This window comes from Micromonospora sp. NBRC 107095 (assembly GCF_030269705.1).
GTDB lineage: Bacteria > Actinomycetota > Actinomycetes > Mycobacteriales > Micromonosporaceae > Micromonospora > Micromonospora parva.
Genome location: NZ_BSTU01000001.1, coordinates 1,562,218 through 1,579,189, shown reverse-complemented (window position 1 = coordinate 1,579,189; position 16,972 = coordinate 1,562,218). Strand labels below are relative to the sequence as shown.

The 16,972-nt window shown below is 72.6% G+C and carries 16 protein-coding genes and 3 tRNA genes; 3 read left to right on the top strand and 16 right to left on the bottom strand.

From position 1 onward, the window contains the following. Positions 1 to 3 precede the first annotated feature (3 nt). The 4 genes from QSK15_RS07460 to leuC all read right to left on the bottom strand — a co-directional run bounded on the left by QSK15_RS07460 (position 4) and on the right by leuC (position 4,994). Complete coding sequence (locus QSK15_RS07460; protein ID WP_285793495.1) at positions 4 to 1,947, bottom strand: endonuclease/exonuclease/phosphatase family protein; 1,944 nt, start codon at positions 1,945 to 1,947, stop codon at positions 4 to 6. Between the two features lie 161 nt (positions 1,948 to 2,108). Continuing rightward, a complete protein-coding gene (locus QSK15_RS07455; RefSeq protein WP_352232165.1) occupies positions 2,109 to 2,774 on the bottom strand; it encodes an HU family DNA-binding protein in 666 nt (221 codons plus the stop codon). A 172-nt stretch (positions 2,775 to 2,946) separates the two neighbouring features. Continuing rightward, positions 2,947 to 3,534, bottom strand: coding sequence for a 3-isopropylmalate dehydratase small subunit (gene leuD, locus QSK15_RS07450; RefSeq protein WP_279516867.1), 588 nt, complete (start codon positions 3,532 to 3,534; stop codon positions 2,947 to 2,949). A gap of 14 nt (positions 3,535 to 3,548) precedes the next feature. Further along, on the bottom strand, positions 3,549 to 4,994 hold the full coding sequence (gene leuC / locus QSK15_RS07445) for a 3-isopropylmalate dehydratase large subunit (RefSeq protein ID WP_285793493.1): 1,446 nt from the start codon (positions 4,992 to 4,994) through the stop codon (positions 3,549 to 3,551). A 49-nt stretch (positions 4,995 to 5,043) separates the two neighbouring features. Between leuC and QSK15_RS07440 the strand changes: the two genes are divergently transcribed. Then, a complete protein-coding gene (locus tag QSK15_RS07440) occupies positions 5,044 to 5,730 on the top strand; it encodes an IclR family transcriptional regulator (RefSeq protein ID WP_007456408.1) in 687 nt (228 codons plus the stop codon). A gap of 355 nt (positions 5,731 to 6,085) precedes the next feature. On the opposite strand, the gene QSK15_RS07435 is transcribed toward QSK15_RS07440, so the two are convergent. From QSK15_RS07435 to QSK15_RS07420, 4 genes are all read right to left on the bottom strand, one after another. After that, positions 6,086 to 6,158, bottom strand: a tRNA-Glu gene (locus QSK15_RS07435). Between the two features lie 296 nt (positions 6,159 to 6,454). Then, positions 6,455 to 6,527: transfer RNA gene (locus QSK15_RS07430), tRNA-Glu, on the bottom strand. 134 nt (positions 6,528 to 6,661) lie between these two features. Beyond that, positions 6,662 to 6,733 (bottom strand) — tRNA-Gln (locus QSK15_RS07425). A 108-nt stretch (positions 6,734 to 6,841) separates the two neighbouring features. Next, on the bottom strand, positions 6,842 to 7,645 hold the full coding sequence (locus QSK15_RS07420) for a fumarylacetoacetate hydrolase family protein (protein ID WP_279520440.1): 804 nt from the start codon (positions 7,643 to 7,645) through the stop codon (positions 6,842 to 6,844). Positions 7,646 to 7,819: 174 nt separating this feature from the next. On the opposite strand from QSK15_RS07420, the gene QSK15_RS07415 reads away from it, so the two are divergent. Both QSK15_RS07415 and QSK15_RS07410 read left to right on the top strand, forming a co-directional pair. Then, positions 7,820 to 9,298: a hypothetical protein gene (locus QSK15_RS07415; RefSeq protein WP_285793492.1), complete on the top strand. Its 1,479-nt coding sequence runs from the start codon at positions 7,820 to 7,822 to the stop codon at positions 9,296 to 9,298. 35 nt (positions 9,299 to 9,333) lie between these two features. After that, positions 9,334 to 10,200, top strand: a complete 867-nt coding sequence (locus tag QSK15_RS07410) for a 3-methyladenine DNA glycosylase (protein WP_285793491.1) — start codon at positions 9,334 to 9,336, stop codon at positions 10,198 to 10,200. Between the two features lie 15 nt (positions 10,201 to 10,215). On the opposite strand, the gene QSK15_RS07405 is transcribed toward QSK15_RS07410, so the two are convergent. From QSK15_RS07405 to QSK15_RS07370, 8 genes are all read right to left on the bottom strand, one after another. Further along, positions 10,216 to 10,812 (bottom strand): TetR/AcrR family transcriptional regulator, encoded by a 597-nt coding sequence (locus QSK15_RS07405; RefSeq protein ID WP_285793490.1) that lies wholly within the window; start codon positions 10,810 to 10,812, stop codon positions 10,216 to 10,218. Positions 10,813 to 10,885: 73 nt separating this feature from the next. Next, positions 10,886 to 11,884: an aldo/keto reductase gene (locus tag QSK15_RS07400; protein ID WP_285793489.1), complete on the bottom strand. Its 999-nt coding sequence runs from the start codon at positions 11,882 to 11,884 to the stop codon at positions 10,886 to 10,888. Positions 11,885 to 12,003: 119 nt separating this feature from the next. After that, entirely contained in the window at positions 12,004 to 12,429 is a 426-nt protein-coding gene (arfB, locus tag QSK15_RS07395) for an alternative ribosome rescue aminoacyl-tRNA hydrolase ArfB (RefSeq protein ID WP_285793488.1), read from the bottom strand. A gap of 34 nt (positions 12,430 to 12,463) precedes the next feature. Further along, positions 12,464 to 12,760 carry a hypothetical protein gene (locus QSK15_RS07390; RefSeq protein WP_285793487.1) on the bottom strand — a complete coding sequence of 99 codons (297 nt, stop codon included), beginning with the start codon at positions 12,758 to 12,760 and terminating at the stop codon, positions 12,464 to 12,466. A gap of 98 nt (positions 12,761 to 12,858) precedes the next feature. Beyond that, entirely contained in the window at positions 12,859 to 13,713 is an 855-nt protein-coding gene (locus QSK15_RS07385) for a S1C family serine protease (protein WP_285793486.1), read from the bottom strand. A 38-nt stretch (positions 13,714 to 13,751) separates the two neighbouring features. Beyond that, positions 13,752 to 14,711: a VWA domain-containing protein gene (locus QSK15_RS07380; protein ID WP_030335353.1), complete on the bottom strand. Its 960-nt coding sequence runs from the start codon at positions 14,709 to 14,711 to the stop codon at positions 13,752 to 13,754. Further along, positions 14,708 to 15,721 (bottom strand): DUF58 domain-containing protein, encoded by a 1,014-nt coding sequence (locus QSK15_RS07375; protein ID WP_285793485.1) that lies wholly within the window; start codon positions 15,719 to 15,721, stop codon positions 14,708 to 14,710. Before QSK15_RS07375 ends, QSK15_RS07380 begins: the two co-directional genes overlap by 4 nt. Beyond that, positions 15,718 to 16,767 carry an AAA family ATPase gene (locus QSK15_RS07370; protein WP_030335357.1) on the bottom strand — a complete coding sequence of 350 codons (1,050 nt, stop codon included), beginning with the start codon at positions 16,765 to 16,767 and terminating at the stop codon, positions 15,718 to 15,720. Before QSK15_RS07370 ends, QSK15_RS07375 begins: the two co-directional genes overlap by 4 nt. Positions 16,768 to 16,972 lie beyond the last annotated feature (205 nt).

The following is a 16,972-nucleotide window of genomic DNA, read 5'->3' as shown; positions in this document are numbered from 1 at the left end:
CGGTCAGCGGGGCGGCAGGGTCACCGTCACCGCCACCGGCAGGTGGTCGCTGGCCGTGCTGCGCGGCGCGACCGGATCAGCGGGGGTCAGCTGGGGCGAGACGAAGATGTGGTCGATCTGCTGGCGCGGGTCGTCCGCCGGGCTGGTCGCCAACGGTCGGGCGGCGGCCAACGCGTCGACCAGGCCCGCCCTGGTGAACTCCGTGAACGCCTCGTCGCCCGGCTCCGTGTTCAGGTCGCCCCCCACCACCAACGGCCGACCGGCCGCGTACCGGATGGCGAAGTCGACGACCGCGCGGGCCTGGACCACCGGTCCGGTGCCCGGTGGCGGTTGCAGGTGGGTGCTGACCACCGTGGTTCGGACACCGTCGCCGAGGTCCAGCGTGACCGCGAGGGCCTGCGCCCCGGTGGGCGCGCCGACGGCGGCCAGCGGCAGGCTGCGCGGATCGCGCACCGGCCAACGGCTGAGCACCGCGTCACCCCAGACCGGATCGGCGGCCGGCCCGAAGACGTACGGCATACCGAGCCGGTCGGCCAGCAGGTCCAGGGTGTCGTGCCCGCCGTTGAGCAGCCACGCCCGGTCCACCTCGCTGAGCAGCACCACATCGGGCCGTTGCCGGTCGACGACCTCGGCGAGGCCGGTCAGGTCGAACCGGCCGTCGAGCCCGAAACCCATCCGGATGTTGTACGCCACCACTGTCAACCGTTGCGGCGGGCCGTCCCGGTTGCTGGCCACCGGCACCTCGTCGGCGAGCACGGGTGCCAGCAGGGCCAGCGCGGTGACAGCGGCGGTGGCCCGTAACGGCGGGAACGGCCCGGGAAGCCGGTGGGCGGCGGGACGGGCGGTGAACGCCACGGCGGCGATCAGCACGGCCACCACCACGGGCACCGCGGCGTTGGGGTAGCCCAGGTCGTAGGCCGAGTAGTAGCCGACCGCCCCGAGCGCGAAGACGAGCATGCCGGCGGCTACCGCGTACCCCCGGCGGGAGACGCTGGCGTGCGCCGCGTCGCTGGTGTCGTCGCTGCTGTCGTCGGTCAGGGCGAGGCACGCACCGAGACCGACCGCGGCGAGGAGAATGGCCGGCAGGAGCAGGTCCCCCCGGTCGAGGGCGAACAGCACCGCGCCGGTGAGCAGCGCCGCCGGACCGTACGCCCGGCCCCACCCTCGTGGCGGCCGGGTCAACGCGGCGCCCAGGAACCCGGCGACCGCCACCGGCACCGGCGCCAGGCCGAACAACGGCGAACGAGCCACCCCGTCCCCGACGAGGTACGACATCCCGGTCCGGGCCAGCGCCGGGGAGAGCGCCACCATCGCGGCCAGCAGCAGCGCGGGCCCGGCCACCAGCCAGGCCCGGCCACCACCGGGGCCCCCACGGGCGTCAGCGGGACCGTCAGGGCCGCCAACGGTGCCGGTACGGGTGGCGTCCGTGCCACCGAGCTGGCCCAGTTGTGCCGTGCCGACCAGGAACACCGTCACCGCGACGGCGCTGAGCAGCCAGGCCACCCAGTCGCCCCGCCAGACCAGGTCGACGGTGTCGAGCACCGCGTGTACCGCCGCGTTGACAGCGAACCCCAACGCCAGGCCCGGAACCGGTCGGTCGGTGTCGGCGGCGACGCCGACCAGCCAGACCAGGCCGGCGAGCAACCCGGCGGTGGCCACCCAGAGCTGGGTACGCCCACCGGGAGCGGCGGTGAGGGTGAGCCGGGCGACGGCGAGCGCGACGGCGGCGACGACAGTGACCGGGCGGGCCCCGACTCGGCCGACCACTGCGGGTGCGCCCAGCGCGAGCACGAACCAGCCGAGGGCGAACGCCCCCATCAGCTCGGCGGGGGTGGACGCCGCCTGACCGAAGATGGTGATGATGCCGGGCAGCCAGACCCGCAGCACGTCGATGAGGAGGAGCACGCCCAGCGCGAGCGTCCCGGTGGTGAGCTGGCGGTAGCGCACCGGCGCCCCACTTCCCGTCGGCGGGCCGGCGGAGGGGGGCCGGCACGGCGATTCTGCGCGAGCGGGCCAATCGGGTCAACGGTCCCCGTACCCGCGAAGCCGGTCCCGGCACGCCGAAAGGGCGCCCACCCACGGGTGGACGCCCTTGCGGAGCGGGTCGGTCAGCGCTTGCTGGCCGCCTTCTTGGCCGGGGCCTTCTTCGCGGGGGCCTTCTTGGCCGCGCTCTTGCTCGCCGCCGCGGTGGTCTTCTTCGCCGCGGTCGACCGGGTCGCCGCGGTGGTCTTCTTCGCCGCGGTGGTCTTCTTGCTGGCGGCCGTCTTGGTCGCCGTGGTGCTCTTGCTCGCCTTGGCCGGGGCGGTCTTCTTGCTGGCGGCCGTCTTGGTCGCCGTGGCGGTCTTGGTCGCCTTGGCCGGGGCGGTCTTCTTGCTGGCCGCCTTGGCCGCGGTCGCCTTGGTGCCCGTCGCCTTCGCGCCGGTCGCCTTCGCGCCGGCCGCCTTGGCCGTGGTGGTGCTGGTGGCGGCCTTCTTCGTCGCCACCGTGGCCTTCGGCACCTTGCCGCTGGCCACCATCTCCTTGAACCCGGCGCCGGGGCGGAAGGTCGGGACTGAGGTCTTCTTGACCTTCACCGCCTCGCCGGTACGCGGGTTGCGCGCTGTTCGTGCGCCGCGCACACGCTTTTCAAATGCTCCGAATCCGGTGATCGCCACCTTCTCGCCCTTGGTGACCGCCGCCTGGACCTCGGTGAGGACCGCGTCGAGCGCGGCCGTCGCCATCTTCCGGTCCCCCAGGCGAACGGCGAGCGCCTCGATGAGCTCGGCCTTGTTCACGACTTCCTCCCGATTGTGCAACTGACTCGTCGCGAGCCATTCTGCGCGCACGGTATGCCCTGTGCTGCCGGGACACAAACATTCGGTGGAAAAAAGCCCTTGTGTCGTAACGGATTCACCCCCACCGGTTGGACCGATGGGGGTGAAATCCGCTGTGCGAGCGGCCTAACGGCTATGCGACGGAGGGCAGGAACGGCAGTCGGCGCGCCTCGTAGGAGTCGATGTCGGCGGCGTGCCGGAGGGTGAGTCCAATGTCGTCGAGGCCCTCCAGCAGGCGCCAACGGCTGAAGTCGTCCAGCGGGAACGACCAGCTCGCATCCCCCGCCCGGAGTTGGCGGGCGGTCAGGTCGACGGTCACCGGGGTGCTCGGATCACCCTCGACCAGGTCCCACAGTTCTTCGACGGCTTTCAATTCCAACTCGACCGGCAACAGACCTTCCTTGAGGGCGTTGCCGCGGAAGATGTCACCGAAGCGCGGGGCCACCACGGCGCGGAAGCCCCAGTCCCGTAGCGCCCAGACGGCGTGCTCCCGGGAGGAGCCGGTGCCGAACTCCGGTCCGGCGATGAGGATCGACGCCCCGGAATAGTTTTCATCGTTGAGCACGAATGTCGGATCTTCCCGCCAGGCACTGAACAGCCCGTCGGCGAATCCGGTCCGGGTCACCCTCTTGAGGTACACGGCGGGGATGATCTGATCGGTGTCCACGTTGGACCGGCGCAGCGGCACGGCGGTGCCGGTGTGGGTGGTGAACTTGTCCATCTCGTCGGTCCCTTCTACAGGTCGGCGGGGGCGGCCAGCCGGCCGACCACGGCGGTGGCGGCGGCCACCGGCGGGGAGACCAGGTGGGTACGCCCACCCCGGCCCTGACGGCCCTCGAAGTTGCGGTTCGAGGTGGAGGCGGAACGCTCGCCCGGCTTCAGCGTGTCGGGGTTCATGCCGAGACACATGGAGCAGCCGGCGAACCGCCACTCGGCCCCGGCGTCGACGAAGACCTTGTCCAACCCCTCGGCCTCGGCCGCCTCGCGCACGGCGGCCGAGCCCGGCACCACGAGCATCCGGACGCCGTCGGCGACCCGGTGGCCCCGCAGCACGTCGGCGGCGGCCCGCAGGTCCTCCAGGCGACCGTTGGTGCAGGACCCCACGAAGACCACGTCGATGGGCAGTTCCCGCAGCGGGGTGCCGGGGCGCAGGTCCATGTACTCCAGGGCGCGGCGGGCGGCGGCGCGCTCCGAGTCGGTGGTGAACTCCTCCGGGTCCGGCACCGGGGCGCTCAACGGCGCGCCCTGCCCGGGGTTGGTGCCCCAGGTGACGAACGGGGTGATCTGGCTGGCGTCCAGGGTCACCTCGGCGTCGAAGCGTGCCCCCTCGTCGGTGGGCAGGGTCCGCCACCACGCCACCGCCGCGTCCCAGTCCGCGCCCTGCGGCGCGTTCGGGCGACCCTTGAGGTACGCGAAGGTGGTCTCGTCCGGCGCGATCATGCCGGCCTTGGCGCCCCACTCGATGGACATGTTGGCGATGGTCATCCGCCCCTCCATGGAGAGGGCGCGGATCGCCTCGCCGCGGTACTCGACGATGTGCCCGCGACCCCCACCCGTGCCGACCTGCGTGATCAGCGCGAGCACCAGGTCCTTGGCGGTCACGCCGGGCGCGAGGCGACCGGTGACGTTCACGGCCATCGTCTTCGGCCGGCTCTGCGGCAGCGTCTGGGTGGCCAGCACGTGCTCCACCTCGCTGGTGCCGATGCCGAAGGCGAGCGCGCCGAAGGCACCGTGGGTGGCGGTGTGTGAGTCGCCACAGACGATCGTCAGACCCGGCTGGGTGAGACCGAGCTGCGGGCCGATCACGTGCACGATGCCCTGGTTGTCGTCGCCGAGCGGGTGCAGCCGCACCCCGAACTCGGCGCAGTTGCGGCGCAACGTCTCGATCTGCGTACGCGACGTCGGGTCCGCGATGGTGAGCAGGTCACCACGGCGGAGGCGGAACGCCGGGTCGGCGTACCCGGTCGGGGTGTTGTGGTCCTCGGTCGCGAGGGTCAGGTCGGTACGACGCACCCGGCGCCCGGCGAGCCGCAGCCCGTCGAACGCCTGCGGGCTGGTCACCTCGTGCAGCAGGTGCAGGTCGATGAAGAGCAGGTCCGGCTCACCGGCGGCGGACCGTACGACGTGCGCGTCCCAGACCTTCTCGGCCAGGGTCCTCGGCTCAGGAGTGACTCCCACCATCTGGACATCCTAAATTCTGGGAGGTAAGTTTCGGCTTGTGGGACACAGTATGAGCGGTGTCGGCGTTCTCGACAAGGCGGTGGTCATCCTGGCCGCCTGCGTGGACGGCGCCAGCCTGGCCGAACTCGTTGAACGCACCAAGCTGCCCCGAGCCACCGCACATCGGCTGGCCCAGGCCTTGGAGATCCACCGGATGCTGGTGCGCGACACCCAGGGCAGATGGCGGCCCGGCCCCCGGCTGGGCGAGCTGGCCAACGCCGCACCGGACGTTCTGCTGACCGCCGCCGAGCCGTTGCTGGCCGCGCTGCGCGACGCCACCGGTGAGAGCGCGCAGCTCTACCTGCGCCGCGCCGACGAGCGGATCTGCGTGGCGGCGGCCGAGCGCGCCAGCGGCCTACGGGACACCGTCCCGGTCGGCTCGGTGCTGCCGATGACGGCCGGCTCAGCGGCCCAGATCCTGCTCGCCTGGGAGCCGCCGGAGGCGGTGATGCCGCTGCTGCCGCGCAGTAAGTTCACCGGCCGCACCCTCGCCGAGGTACGCCGTCGCGGCTGGGCGCAGAGCGTCGCCGAGCGGGAGGCGGGTGTGGCGAGCGTCTCGGCCCCGATCCGCGACCGCACCGGGAGAGTGATCGCCTCGGTCAGCATCTCCGGCCCGATCGAACGCCTCGGCCGCCGCCCCGGCGAACGGCACGCCATGGCAGTAGTAAGAGCCGGCCAACGCCTATCCGGCCTCTAACCCCCCCGGCCCCGGCCCCGGCCCCCAAGCCCGCCGGGCCCCCGGACCCCAATCCCCGGTCCCCGGACCCCCGGACCCCCGGACCCCCGGACCCCCGGACCCCCGGACCCCGCACCCCGTCCCAAGATCCGCGCAACATCCCCGATGTTGCCGCCTCCGACGCTCGGAAGGCAGCAACATCGGGGATGTTGCTGCCTCCAGCGGAGCCCCTGCCTCCAGCGGTGATCAAGAGGTTTGCGTCACGACACGCCGGGAGCGCTGACGCAAACCTCTTGATCACCGAGAGCGAGGGCAGAGGGTTGGAGGGGGTACGGGAAAAGGCTCATCTCGCGGGAGCGAGATGAGCCTTTGGTTGTAGCCCCGACCGGATTCGAACCGGCGCTACCGCCTTGAGAGGGCGGCGTCCTGGGCCGCTAGACGACGGGGCCAGAACTTCTTCCGTTCACCACCCTCGCGGGCGGTGCGGCAGTAGTCTAGCGGCACCGCCTCTGGGCCCGAGAACGGGGTCCGGGCTCGCGGGCTGGGCGCTGCGCCAGGAACTACCGCACGTGGGCGGCGCCGCTCAAATCAACTCGCGTTTCATGAACTCGGCCTGTCAGAGGGCCCAGGACACCACGGTTTCAGGAAATCCGAGTCGATCAAGCCGGCGGGTTGACCAGGGCTGCGGGGCGGGCACACACACGAAACAGCCCGCCTCACCAGGTGAGACGGGCTGTGCACGATGTAGCCCCGACCGGATTCGAACCGGCGCTACCGCCTTGAGAGGGCGGCGTCCTGGGCCGCTAGACGACGGGGCCAGAACAACTTTCGCTCCCCCACCTCGGCGGTGGAGGAGCTGCACTCTACCGAAGACCACCCTCCGCCCCCGAAGGGGCGGAGTCGAACTCCGTCAGAATCCAGCGTCTGGAAATTCTCGCGAATTCCAGCAGCGCTGGGGTACCAGGACTCGAACCTAGACTAACTGAACCAGAATCAGTCGGGCTGCCAATTACCCCATACCCCATTGGCCCCTTGCGGCGCCGGGAGTGAACTTTACCCTCCCGGTGCCGACAGGCCAAATCCGATCCCCCCGAACCACCCGTGAGCTGCGGAAACAGGGGCATCAGACGGATCAGGCGACGGGGACCACCGGGTTGGTGAGCTCGCCGATGCCCTCGATCCGCACGGTGACCGTATCCCCCTCGACAAGCGGGCTAACCCCGGCCGGAGTGCCGGTCAGAACCACGTCGCCGGGCAGCAGAGTCATCACGTGCGAGATGTACGACACCAGGCCGGGAACGTCGAAGACCATGTCCTTCGTCCGGCCGAGCTGGCGTACCTCCATCTCCTCCGGGTTGCGACCCACCTCACACCGGATCTCCAGATCGGAGACGTCCAGCCCGGTGGTGATCCACGGGCCGATCGGGCAGAACGAGTCGAAGCCCTTGGCCCGGGTCCACTGCCCGTCGGAACGCTGAAGGTCCCGAGCGGTGACGTCGTTGGCGCAGGTGTAGCCGAAGATGGCGCGTTCGGCGGCGGCCCGGTCGGCGCGGCGCGCCCCTGGGGCCCCGATCACGACCGCGAGCTCCGCCTCGTGCTCGACCTGCTTGGAGAAGATCGGCAGTCGGATGGCGTCCCGGGGGCCGATCACCGAGGTGGACGGCTTGAGGAAGAGCAGTGGCTCCTTGGGCACGTCGTTGCCGAGCTCGGCGGCGTGGTCGGCGTAGTTACGACCGACGCACACCACCTTGCTGGGCAGGATCGGCGAAAGCAGCCGAACGTCGGAAAGGGCCCAGCGGGCCCCACTGAAGGTCAGATTGCCGAACGGGTGGCCCTCGATCTCGGCGATGGTCAGGCCCTGCGGCCCGGCCTCCGCTTCACCTTCGACGGCACCGAACGACATTCCCTTGGCATGGGCGAAACGAGCGATACGCACCCGGCCAATCTAGCCCCGCCGGCACCCCGACCGGCCAGGACCGGCGCCCGGGTGTGCTCAAGCCATCACCGCGCGGCACCCTATCGGAGCTGGGGGTGACCGGGGCGGGCTTCCCGAATTCGTACCCGCACGGAAGCGACTCGCCCCTACCGTCGGCTCCGGAGGTTCGTTCGTATGCCTGCATCGACACGACACCACAGAGCCCTCGCAGTGTTCGTGCACTGCCTCGGCATCCTCGCCGCCGTGCCGGCCCTGCCGGCGGCGGCTCCGGAGGCGGCGGCAGCCCCACGACCACCGGCGGCCACGCCACAACCCACGGCCAGCGCGCCACGACCACCGGCGACCACGCCACGACCACCGGCCGGCGCGCCACGTCCCACGGACGTCCCGCCACCGCCGGCGACGGTCGGCACAGCGGTCACCAGGCCGCCGGTGGCGATGGCCGCCCGGGTGACCGAGCCCACGCCGCCCTCGGCGCCACCGGCGATGGCACCACCCACCCGGGCGCCGGCGTCCGCGCCCCCGCAACCGGTCACGGTGGCGGTGGCGACGGAGAGCAGCCCGGCACCGAGGTACCGGATCCAGGTGCGCAACGTGAGCAGCTCGACCCTGGACACCACGGTGCGTCAGGAGTTGCCGCCCGGCTCGACGACGACCGCGATCAGCGGTGGCGGCCGGTCCACCCCGGCCAACGGGTCGGCCACCGAGGTGACGTGGCGGCTGCGGCTGCCCGCGCACAGCACCACCACGTTGGGCACCGCGCTCGCCGCGACCGCACCAGGTCAGCCGCTGACCGCGCCGACCTGCGCGTTCACCAGCGACGGCAGCCGACCGTACGACTGCGCCACCGCCACCTGGCAGGCGGCGGCCGCACCGGCGGCCGAGGTGACCGAGGCACCGGCCTGGCGCCGGTACCCGGTGCTCCTCGCCGGCCTGGCGGTTCTGGTGCTGATCAGCGCCGCGGTGCTCTGGGTGTGGCGACGTCGGCGCGGGCGGCGGGTGACGGCTGCTGCGCTCGCCACCGGCGGCGGAGCCGAGGGTGGTCGCGGGACGATCTACCCGCGACCGGCAGCCCCGAGTCCGGTGCGGCGTCGGCGTACCCCGCCGGTCTGGATGTTGGTGGGCGCCGCCGTCGTGGTGCTGGCCGGCATCGTCGGCACCGCGGGTTGGACGGCGACCCGGCAGGTCGCGGCGATCGACACCCAGAAGCAGCCGACCAGCGGCGCGTGGACGGGCACCGGGGTCACCGGGTCGCTGGGTGTGCCGCTGCGCGAGTCGGCGTTCGAGTTCACCGTGTACCGGATGACCTGCGGCGTGCCCGGCACCGCCGGGAAGGCCGACGGTGGCGGTCCCGCGCCGGTCAACGGCCGCCGCTGCGAGGCGACAGTGGGTGTGCGCAACGTCACCGGCGACCACCAGCTGTGGCACAGCGAGCTGCAACGGGCGTACCTGCCGGGCGGGCGTTGGGTGAGCACCGACGAGTCGGCCACCCGGACGGCGAACCTGGGTCGGGACGTCTTCGCCAATCCGATGGCGGCGGGTACCCGGATGGTGCTGCCGCTGGTCTTCACCGTCGACGGGCGGGACCCGCCCGAGCAGCTGGAGCTGCGCAGCGGGGTGTTCTCCGCCGGGGTCCGGGTGCAGATGCCCTGACCGGTGTTCCGGGCGGCGGTCGTACCCTGGGGTGCGTGACCGCCGCCCTCGCCCGCACCGTGCTCGACGCGGCGCAGTGGCAGGCCCGCCGAGGGGCCCACGAGCAGCGGGTGGACGTCTGGCTGACCCCGCACCTGGCCCGGCGACGACGCGGTGAGCGGCATCCGGTGGCCGACTTCCTGTTCACCTACTACTCGCACCGCCCGGCCCAGCTGCGGCGCTGGCATCCGGGGCCCGGGGTCGAGCTGCGCGACGCCGACCCGGCCGAGTTCGGCCGCGACTACCGCGCCGGCACCGCCGGGGTCACCCTCGACACCGACGGGGTACGCGGGCGGCGCGGCGAGTCGATCGCCTGGATCCGCTCCCTGCTGGAGGCGACGCGTGGACGGGCGCCGCACTTCGGCTGCTTCGGGATGCACGAATGGGCGATGGTCTACCGGCAGACCCGGGAGGAGTTGCGGCACAACGCCTGGCCGCTGCGGCTGAGCACGGAGCGCACCGCCGCGGTCGTCGAGGAGCGCGGGGTGCGGTGCAGCCACTTCGACGCGTTCCGGTTCTTCACACCGCCGGCCCGCCCGTTGAATGTGCTCTCCCCGACCCGGGAGACGCAGCACGCGCACGAGCAGCCGGGCTGCCTGCACGCCAACATGGATCTGTACAAGTGGGCGTACAAGTTGTCGCCGTTGGTCCCCTCGGAGTTGGTGGCCGACGCGTTCGACCTGGCTCGGGACATCCGCACGCTGGACATGCGGGCCAGCCCGTACGACCTGGCGGCGCTCGGCTACCCGCCGGTGCGGGTGGAGACCGCGGATGGTCGGGCGGAGTACGCGGCGGCGCAGCGCGCGTTCGCCGAGCGGGCCGCGGTGCTGCGCGACCGGCTGCTCGCCGCCGTCCCGGCCTGAACCGGGGTCGGCCGCTCAGGTTGCCGGGCGGCTACGCAGGCCGTCGATGAGCAGGGCCACGACGGCTTCCATGTCGTCGTCGAGGCCGGGCTCGTTCCAGTCGGCCCGGTGGGCTGGGTGGTGGAACCGGGCGGTGGCCTGCAACAGGGCCCGGCCGGCCACCGCCGGGTCGGGCACGGCGAATTCGCCGGCGGTGACCCCGTCCGCGACGATCAGGCTGAGCTGACCGGCGAGGACCTCCAGGTGAGTGGCGACCGCGCCCTCGGAGAGGGTGGCGAGCTGGTGGAAGTTGTCGAACAGCTCGGGGTCCTCCCGCGCCATCCGGCGTTTGGTGCCGCTCAGCTCCGCCAGCCAGCGGCGCAGCCGCCGCGGGGCCGGGCCGGGCCCGGTGGCCACCTCGATCAGCGGGGTGGACACCCGGGCCAGCCACCGTTCGGCGACCGCGTCGCGCAGCGCCGCCTTGCTGGCGAAGTGCCGGTAGACGCTGCCGTGGCTCACGCCCAGCGCGCGGGCGACGTCCAGCACAGTGGCCTTGGCCGGCCCGTAGCGGCGCAGCACCTCTTCGGCGGCGTCGAGGATGCGGTCGGCCGTCAGGGCGGTGGCGTCGCTCATCGCTCAAGCCTTCCTGACGGCGCGACCGGCCATGGCGCGACCCCCGGTCGGCGGACGCGCCACGGCCGGGTGGTCACGCCCGCTCGCTGTCCAGGTGGGCCATCTGCGCCTCGTCGTAGCGGGCGCCGGCGGCCGCGCCGGCCGGGACGGCGGCCTCGATGGCAGCCAGGTCCGACTCGCTGAGCGTGATCGCCGCGGCTCCCAGCGCCTCGCTGAGACGATCCCGGCGGCGGGCGCCGATCAGGGGCACGATGTTCTCGCCCCGGGCGAGCACCCAGGCGATGGCGATCTGCGCCACGGTGACGCCCCGGGTCTCGGCGATGGCGCGCAGCGCCTCCACCAGGGCCAGGTTGCGGTCCAGGTTGTCGCCGGAGAACCGGGGCAGGTGGCTGCGGAAGTCGGTGCCGGCGGTCTCCCGCCGGGCCGTCCAGTGACCGCTGATGAGCCCGCGGGACAGCACCCCGTAGGCGGTGATCCCGACGCCGAGCTCGCGGGCCGCCGGCAGGATGTCGGTCTCCGGGCTGCGGGAGATCAGCGAGTATTCGATCTGCAGGTCGGTGATCGGGTGCACGGCGTGCGCCCGACGCAGGGTTTCCGCGCTCACCTCGGACAGACCGATGTGGCGGATGTGACCGGCCTTGACCAACTCGGCGAGGGCGCCCACCACGTCCTCCACCGGCACGTCCGGGGAGAGCCGGGCCGGGCGGTAGATGTCGACGTGGTCGGTACCGAGACGGCGCAGGGTGTACGCCAGGAAGTTCTTGATCGCGGCGGGGCGGACGTCGACGCCGTTCCAACCGCCGTCGACGTCCCGCAGAGCGCCGAACTTCACGCTGATCAGGGCGTTGTCGCGACTGCGGCCGCGCAACGCGTCGCGCAGCAGCAGCTCGTTGTGCCCCATGCCGTAGAAGTCGCCGGTGTCCAGCAGAGTGATGCCGGCGTCCAGTGCGGCGTGGATGGTGGCGATGCTCTCGGCCTCGTCGGCGGCGCCGTAGAGGTCCGACATGCCCATCAGGCCGAGCCCGAGCGCGGAGACGGTGGGGCCGTTGGTGCCGAGGGTGCGGGTGTTCATGGGGTGTTCCTCTCACCTGGGTGACCCGTTGAGCGTACACCTTTCAGATGACAGATTTCGGATTCTGTCACCTGAGGGTCGCCGGATCCCCGATGGCAGAGGACTTTTCTGGTGGTTTCCTACTCGCCGTCTGTTCGGCGGTCACGTTTGCGCTGGGACTGGCGCTTCTTGTCGGCCAGCCGGCGCTCCTTCGCCCCACGGGACGGGCGGGTCGCTCGACGGGTCGGGGGTGGGGGCGCGGCGGCCTCCCGCAACAGGGCGGTCATCCGTGCCCGGGCCGCCTCCCGGTTGGCCAATTGGGCCCGGTGCTCGCTGGCGGCGATCGTCAGCACCCCGTCGACGAGTCGGTTGGCCAGCCGGGCCAGGGCCCGCGACCGCAGCCAGTCGGGCACGGTGGGCGAGTTGGCCAGGTCGTAGCTGAGCTCGACGCGGGAGTCCGCGGTGTTCACGCCCTGCCCGCCCGGCCCCGAGGAGCGGGAGAACCGCTCCCGCAGCTCTGCGGCGGGGACGACCCACCGGTCGGTCACCCGCAGTCCGTCGTCCACGCCCCGAGGCTAACCCGCCACGGCCTGCCGGGGGTCATCGGTGCGGAGGCTCGCTCTGGGTCGGGGACTCGCTGGGCGCCGTCCCGGCGGTCTCCTCGTCGGAACCGACCGCCGCGTACGCCACCGCGCCGAAGAGCAGCAGCCCGACCACCGCGGCCTTCACGGCGACCCCACGGATCAGCGCCCAGGCGCCCCTGCGGGCGCCCGGCACCGATTTCTTGACGGTCTGGTAATCGTTCCACCCGCGTCGTGCCCGGGCGTACGCCGACCCCACTGCACATCCGATGACCAGCCCCACCAGCAGGAGGACCGTGAGAAGAGGACGCTCCACCTCCGCCAGTATCCATACCGACCGTAATATTTCCATGGTCCGATGCCGTCGGGCCGGATATCTGACAGTGACAGCCCCGGCGGGGGCGTTCGGGCAGCTCAGCCACCCTTGCCGATGATCGTGTCGGCGGTCTGCTGCACCTGGTCGATCGGGATGGCGAAACCGATGCCGATCGAGCCGTTCCCGTCGATGGTGGCGATGGCGGTGTTCACCCCGACCACCTCCCCACGGGCGTTGACCAGTGGCCCACCGGAGTTACCCGGGTTGATGGACGCGTCCGTCTGCACCGCGCTGTGCCGGTTGTTGCCGAGGCGTACCTGCCGGTCCAGGGCGCTGACGATGCCCGCGGTGACCGTTCCCGCCAGTCCGAGCGGCGAACCCACCGCGAGCACCGGCTCACCGACCCGGGTCGCGCCCGGCTTGGCCAGGGGCAACGGGGTGAGACCGGCCGACGCCGGCACCTTCAGCACCGCCAGGTCGCTGCGCGGCTCCCGCCCGACCACCTCGGCGGAGAACCGACGCCCGTCGGGCAGCTCCACGGTCACCGGACCGCCACCACCCTTGGCCAGGATGTGGTCGTTGGTGATCAGGTGCTGCTGGTCGTCCACGGCGAAGCCGGAGCCGGTCGCGGACCCGCTGCTCGCGCCGCCGGCCAGCACCGACACCACCCCCGGCACGGTCCGCTCGGCCGCGGTGACCAGTTCCGCCGGCACCGGGGCGGCGGACGCCGCGGCCGGGCCTCCGGCCCCGTCCCGGCCGGCCACCACACCACCGGCGACGGCGCCGGAAATGGTGGACAGCGCCACCACGGCCAGCGCGGCGAGCAGCCGCCGAGGCCGCCGCCCGCCCGGGTCGCGCTCGGGCGCGTCCCACCACCCGCGCCCGTCCGGGTCGAGTTCCGGCGAGATGAACCAGGGACCACGCGGTTCGCCCAGTCCGGTCTGCACTGCCATGCGTACTCCTCACTGACGACGTCGGTTGTGCGCAGCGGTCAGGGCAGCCGGGAGAACCAGCGCATCGAGCCGGCGGCGGCACCCATCGCGAACACCAGTCCGAGGCCGATGAACCGGGCCGAGACGTCCTGCCGCTCGGTGCGGTAGCCGACCGAACTGCCGATGTCGTCGTAGACGGCGCGCAGCTCGTCGGAGGTGCTGGCCTCGTGGAACATCCCGCCGGTCTCCTCGGCGACCGCCTTGAGGGTCTGCCCGTCCACCGGCACCTGGATGGGTCGGCCACCCCGGTCGACGAACCCGGACGGTGTGCCGAACGAGATCGAGTGCACCGGCACCTCCGCCGTCACCGCCTCCGCCGCCGCTTCCATCGGGTCCATCCCGGAGGTGTTGGCGCCGTCGGAGAGCAGGATGATCCGGGCCGGTGGCGGCTCCTTCGCGGCTTCGTTGTCCAGGCTCTTGACCGCGCCGAGCGAGGTGTTGATGGCCTCGCCGATCGCGGTGCCCTGCACGCCGGTGATTCCCTCGGCGAGCCGGTCGATCCCCTCTTCGAGGGCGTCCCGGTCGGTGCCCGGTGGCACCAGCACGGCGGCGCTCCCGGCGAACGCGACGAGCCCCACGTTGAACTCGTCGGGCAGGCCCTTGACGAAGCGCCGGGCGGCCTCCTTCGCCGCGGCCAGCCGGTCCGGCTCGACGTCGGTGGCGAGCATCGACGTCGAGACGTCCACCGCCACCATCACCGTGGCCCGTTCCCGGGGCACCCGGACCTCGGCGGTCGGGCGGGCGAAGCCGACCACGAGCAGCGCCAGCATGGCCAGGAAGAGCCCGGCCGGTACGTGCCGACGCCAGGCGGGCCGCTGCGGCGCCACCCGGTCCAGCAGCCGCAGGTTGGTGAAGCGGACCGCGTACCGGCTGCGTCGGCGCTGCATCACCAGGTACGCGACGACCAGGGCGAGCACGCCGAGCAGCAGCCAGAGTCGCAGCGGCGACTGCCAGATCACGCGGCACCTCCCCGCGGCTGGCCGGACGGTGCGGCGGCCAGCCGACGCTGGGCGTGCACGTGCCGGACGATGTCCGCGCTCCAGTCCCCGTCGGTGCGCAGCGGCAGGTGGGTGGCACCGCTGCGACGCAACGCCTGGTGGACCTGTTCGCGCTGGGCGGCGGCGGCTTCGGCGTACCGCTCGCGCAGCCGGCGGTCCGACGTGGACACCTCGCGGTGCCGGCCGGTCTCCGGGTCGACGAGTGTGATCAGGCCGACGTCCGGCAGTTCCAGCTCACGCGGGTCGGTCACCTCGATTGCCAGCACCTGGTGCCGGACGGCCAGCCGGCGCATGGTCCGCTCCCAGGGCGCCGCCTCGCCGGGTTCGTCGGGTAGACCGTCGAGGAAGTCGGAGACCACCACTACCAGCCCGCGCCGGTTGGCGATCCGGTGCAGCGCGTCGAGGCCGTCCGCCAGGTCGGGCGGTCGGGCCGTGGGACCACGCCCCGGCCGATCGGGGGGCGCGGTGACGCGGGGGGCGGCGAGCAGCGCGCGGAGCAGCGCGAGCAGATGGGTACGACCGCTGCGGGCCGGAAACCGGCGTACCCCGTCGGCGCGCAGCACCTGGGCGCCGAGGCGGTTGCCGACGCCCGCGGTCAGGAAGCCGACCGCCGCGACGGCGGCCACCGCCAGTTCCCGTTTGTCCAGCTCGGCGGTCCCGAACTCCATGCTGGCGCTGCCGTCGACGAGCAGCCAGGTGGTCAGTTCCCGGTCGGCGTCGACCTGCCGGACGTGCGGCACTGCCGTGCGGGCCGTCACCGCCCAGTCCATCCGGCGGACCTCGTCCTCGCCCGGTCGGTACTCGCGACTGCCGGCGGGCTCACTGCCCGGACCGGGCAGCAGCCCGCGGTACTGACCGTGCAGCAGGCCGTTCAGCCGACGCGTGACGGTCAGTTCCAGCCGGCGCACACGCTGGTCGGGGGCCAGCTCGGCCAGGCCGGGATCGGCGGGCGCGGCGGTGGCGCGTCTCATGCCGCCGCCAGGTCCGGCGCCTGCTGCGGGTGCCCGCTGGCCAGCCGGGGCGGTGGCACCGCCTCGACGAGCCGTCGCACCACACTCTCGGCCGACACCCCGTCGGCCACCGCGTCGAAGGAGAGCACCAGCCGGTGGGCGAGGACGTCGACGGCCAGCTCACGGATGTCCTCGGGCAGCACGTACTCCCGCCCCCGCAGCAGGGCCTGCGCCCGGGCGGCCGCGACGAGGCCCAGGGTGGCTCGCGGACTGGCCCCGTACGCCAGCAGCGGGGCGATCTCCGGCAGGCCGAACCGGCCCGGGTCGCGGGTGGCGAGGATCAGCCGCACCACGTACTCGGCCAACGCGTGGTGGACGAAGACCCGCTCGGCGTGGGCCTGGAGGTCCCGCAACCGTTGCGCGTCGAGCACCTGGCGCGGGCTCGGCCGGTCGGTGCTCATCCGGTAGAGGATGGCCAGTTCGTCGGCGTCGCTGGGGTAGTCGACCACCACCTTCATCAGGAAGCGGTCGCGCTGCGCCTCCGGGAGCTGGTAGACCCCCTCGGACTCGATCGGGTTCTGCGTGGCCAGCACCAGGAACGGCTCCGGGACCGGCCAGCTGCGCCCGCCGATCGAGACCTGCCGTTCGGCCATGGCCTCCAGCAGCGCCGACTGGACCTTGGCGGGGGCCCGGTTGATCTCGTCGGCCAGCACCAGGTTGGCCATGATCGGGCCCAGCTCGATGTCGAAGGTTTCCTTGGACGCCCGGTAGATCCGGGTGCCCACGATGTCGGAGGGCACCAGGTCCGGGGTGAACTGGATCCGGGAGAAGGTGCCGCCGACCACTGTCGCGAGGGTCTGCGCGGCCAGTGTCTTGGCCACGCCGGGCACCCCCTCCAGGAGGCAGTGTCCGTTGGCGACCAGGGCGGTGAGCAGGCGTTCGACGAGGCGATCCTGCCCCACGATCACGCGTTTGACCTCGAAGAGGGTCTGTTCCAGCTCGATGCCGGTCGGCTCCGGATCGACCGGGCTGGGCATGCTGGCCAGGGTGTCCGAGATGTCCGTCACGGTGCTTGCTTCCCGGGCACACGACCGGCAAACGTCGGATTGTGCGGGCCGGACCGGCCCGCAGTGGCCGGAATCGGGATGAGCCGCGCGGAAGGGTGACGACCAGCGCGAGCCTGCCGAGGAGCGCTCAACCAGGCAGCGACCGGCCAAGGGGCGCCGATCGGCGCGAGCCGGGTCACAGGACGCAAGCGGACCGGGTCCGGCC

Excerpts from the sequence above, each read along its gene's own strand:
- leuD (WP_279516867.1), bottom strand. The coding sequence starts at position 3,534 with ATGGACAAGTTCACCACCCACACCGGCACCGCCGTGCCGCTGCGCCGG.
- QSK15_RS07440 (WP_007456408.1), top strand. The coding sequence starts at position 5,044 with ATGAGCGGTGTCGGCGTTCTCGACAAGGCGGTGGTCATCCTGGCCGCC.
- leuC (WP_285793493.1), bottom strand. The coding sequence starts at position 4,994 with ATGGTGGGAGTCACTCCTGAGCCGAGGACCCTGGCCGAGAAGGTCTGG.
- QSK15_RS07385 (WP_285793486.1), bottom strand. The coding sequence starts at position 13,713 with ATGGCAGTGCAGACCGGACTGGGCGAACCGCGTGGTCCCTGGTTCATC.
- QSK15_RS07375 (WP_285793485.1), bottom strand. The coding sequence starts at position 15,721 with ATGAGACGCGCCACCGCCGCGCCCGCCGATCCCGGCCTGGCCGAGCTG.
- QSK15_RS07405 (WP_285793490.1), bottom strand. The coding sequence starts at position 10,812 with ATGAGCGACGCCACCGCCCTGACGGCCGACCGCATCCTCGACGCCGCC.
- QSK15_RS07415 (WP_285793492.1), top strand. The coding sequence starts at position 7,820 with ATGCCTGCATCGACACGACACCACAGAGCCCTCGCAGTGTTCGTGCAC.
- QSK15_RS07400 (WP_285793489.1), bottom strand. The coding sequence starts at position 11,884 with ATGAACACCCGCACCCTCGGCACCAACGGCCCCACCGTCTCCGCGCTC.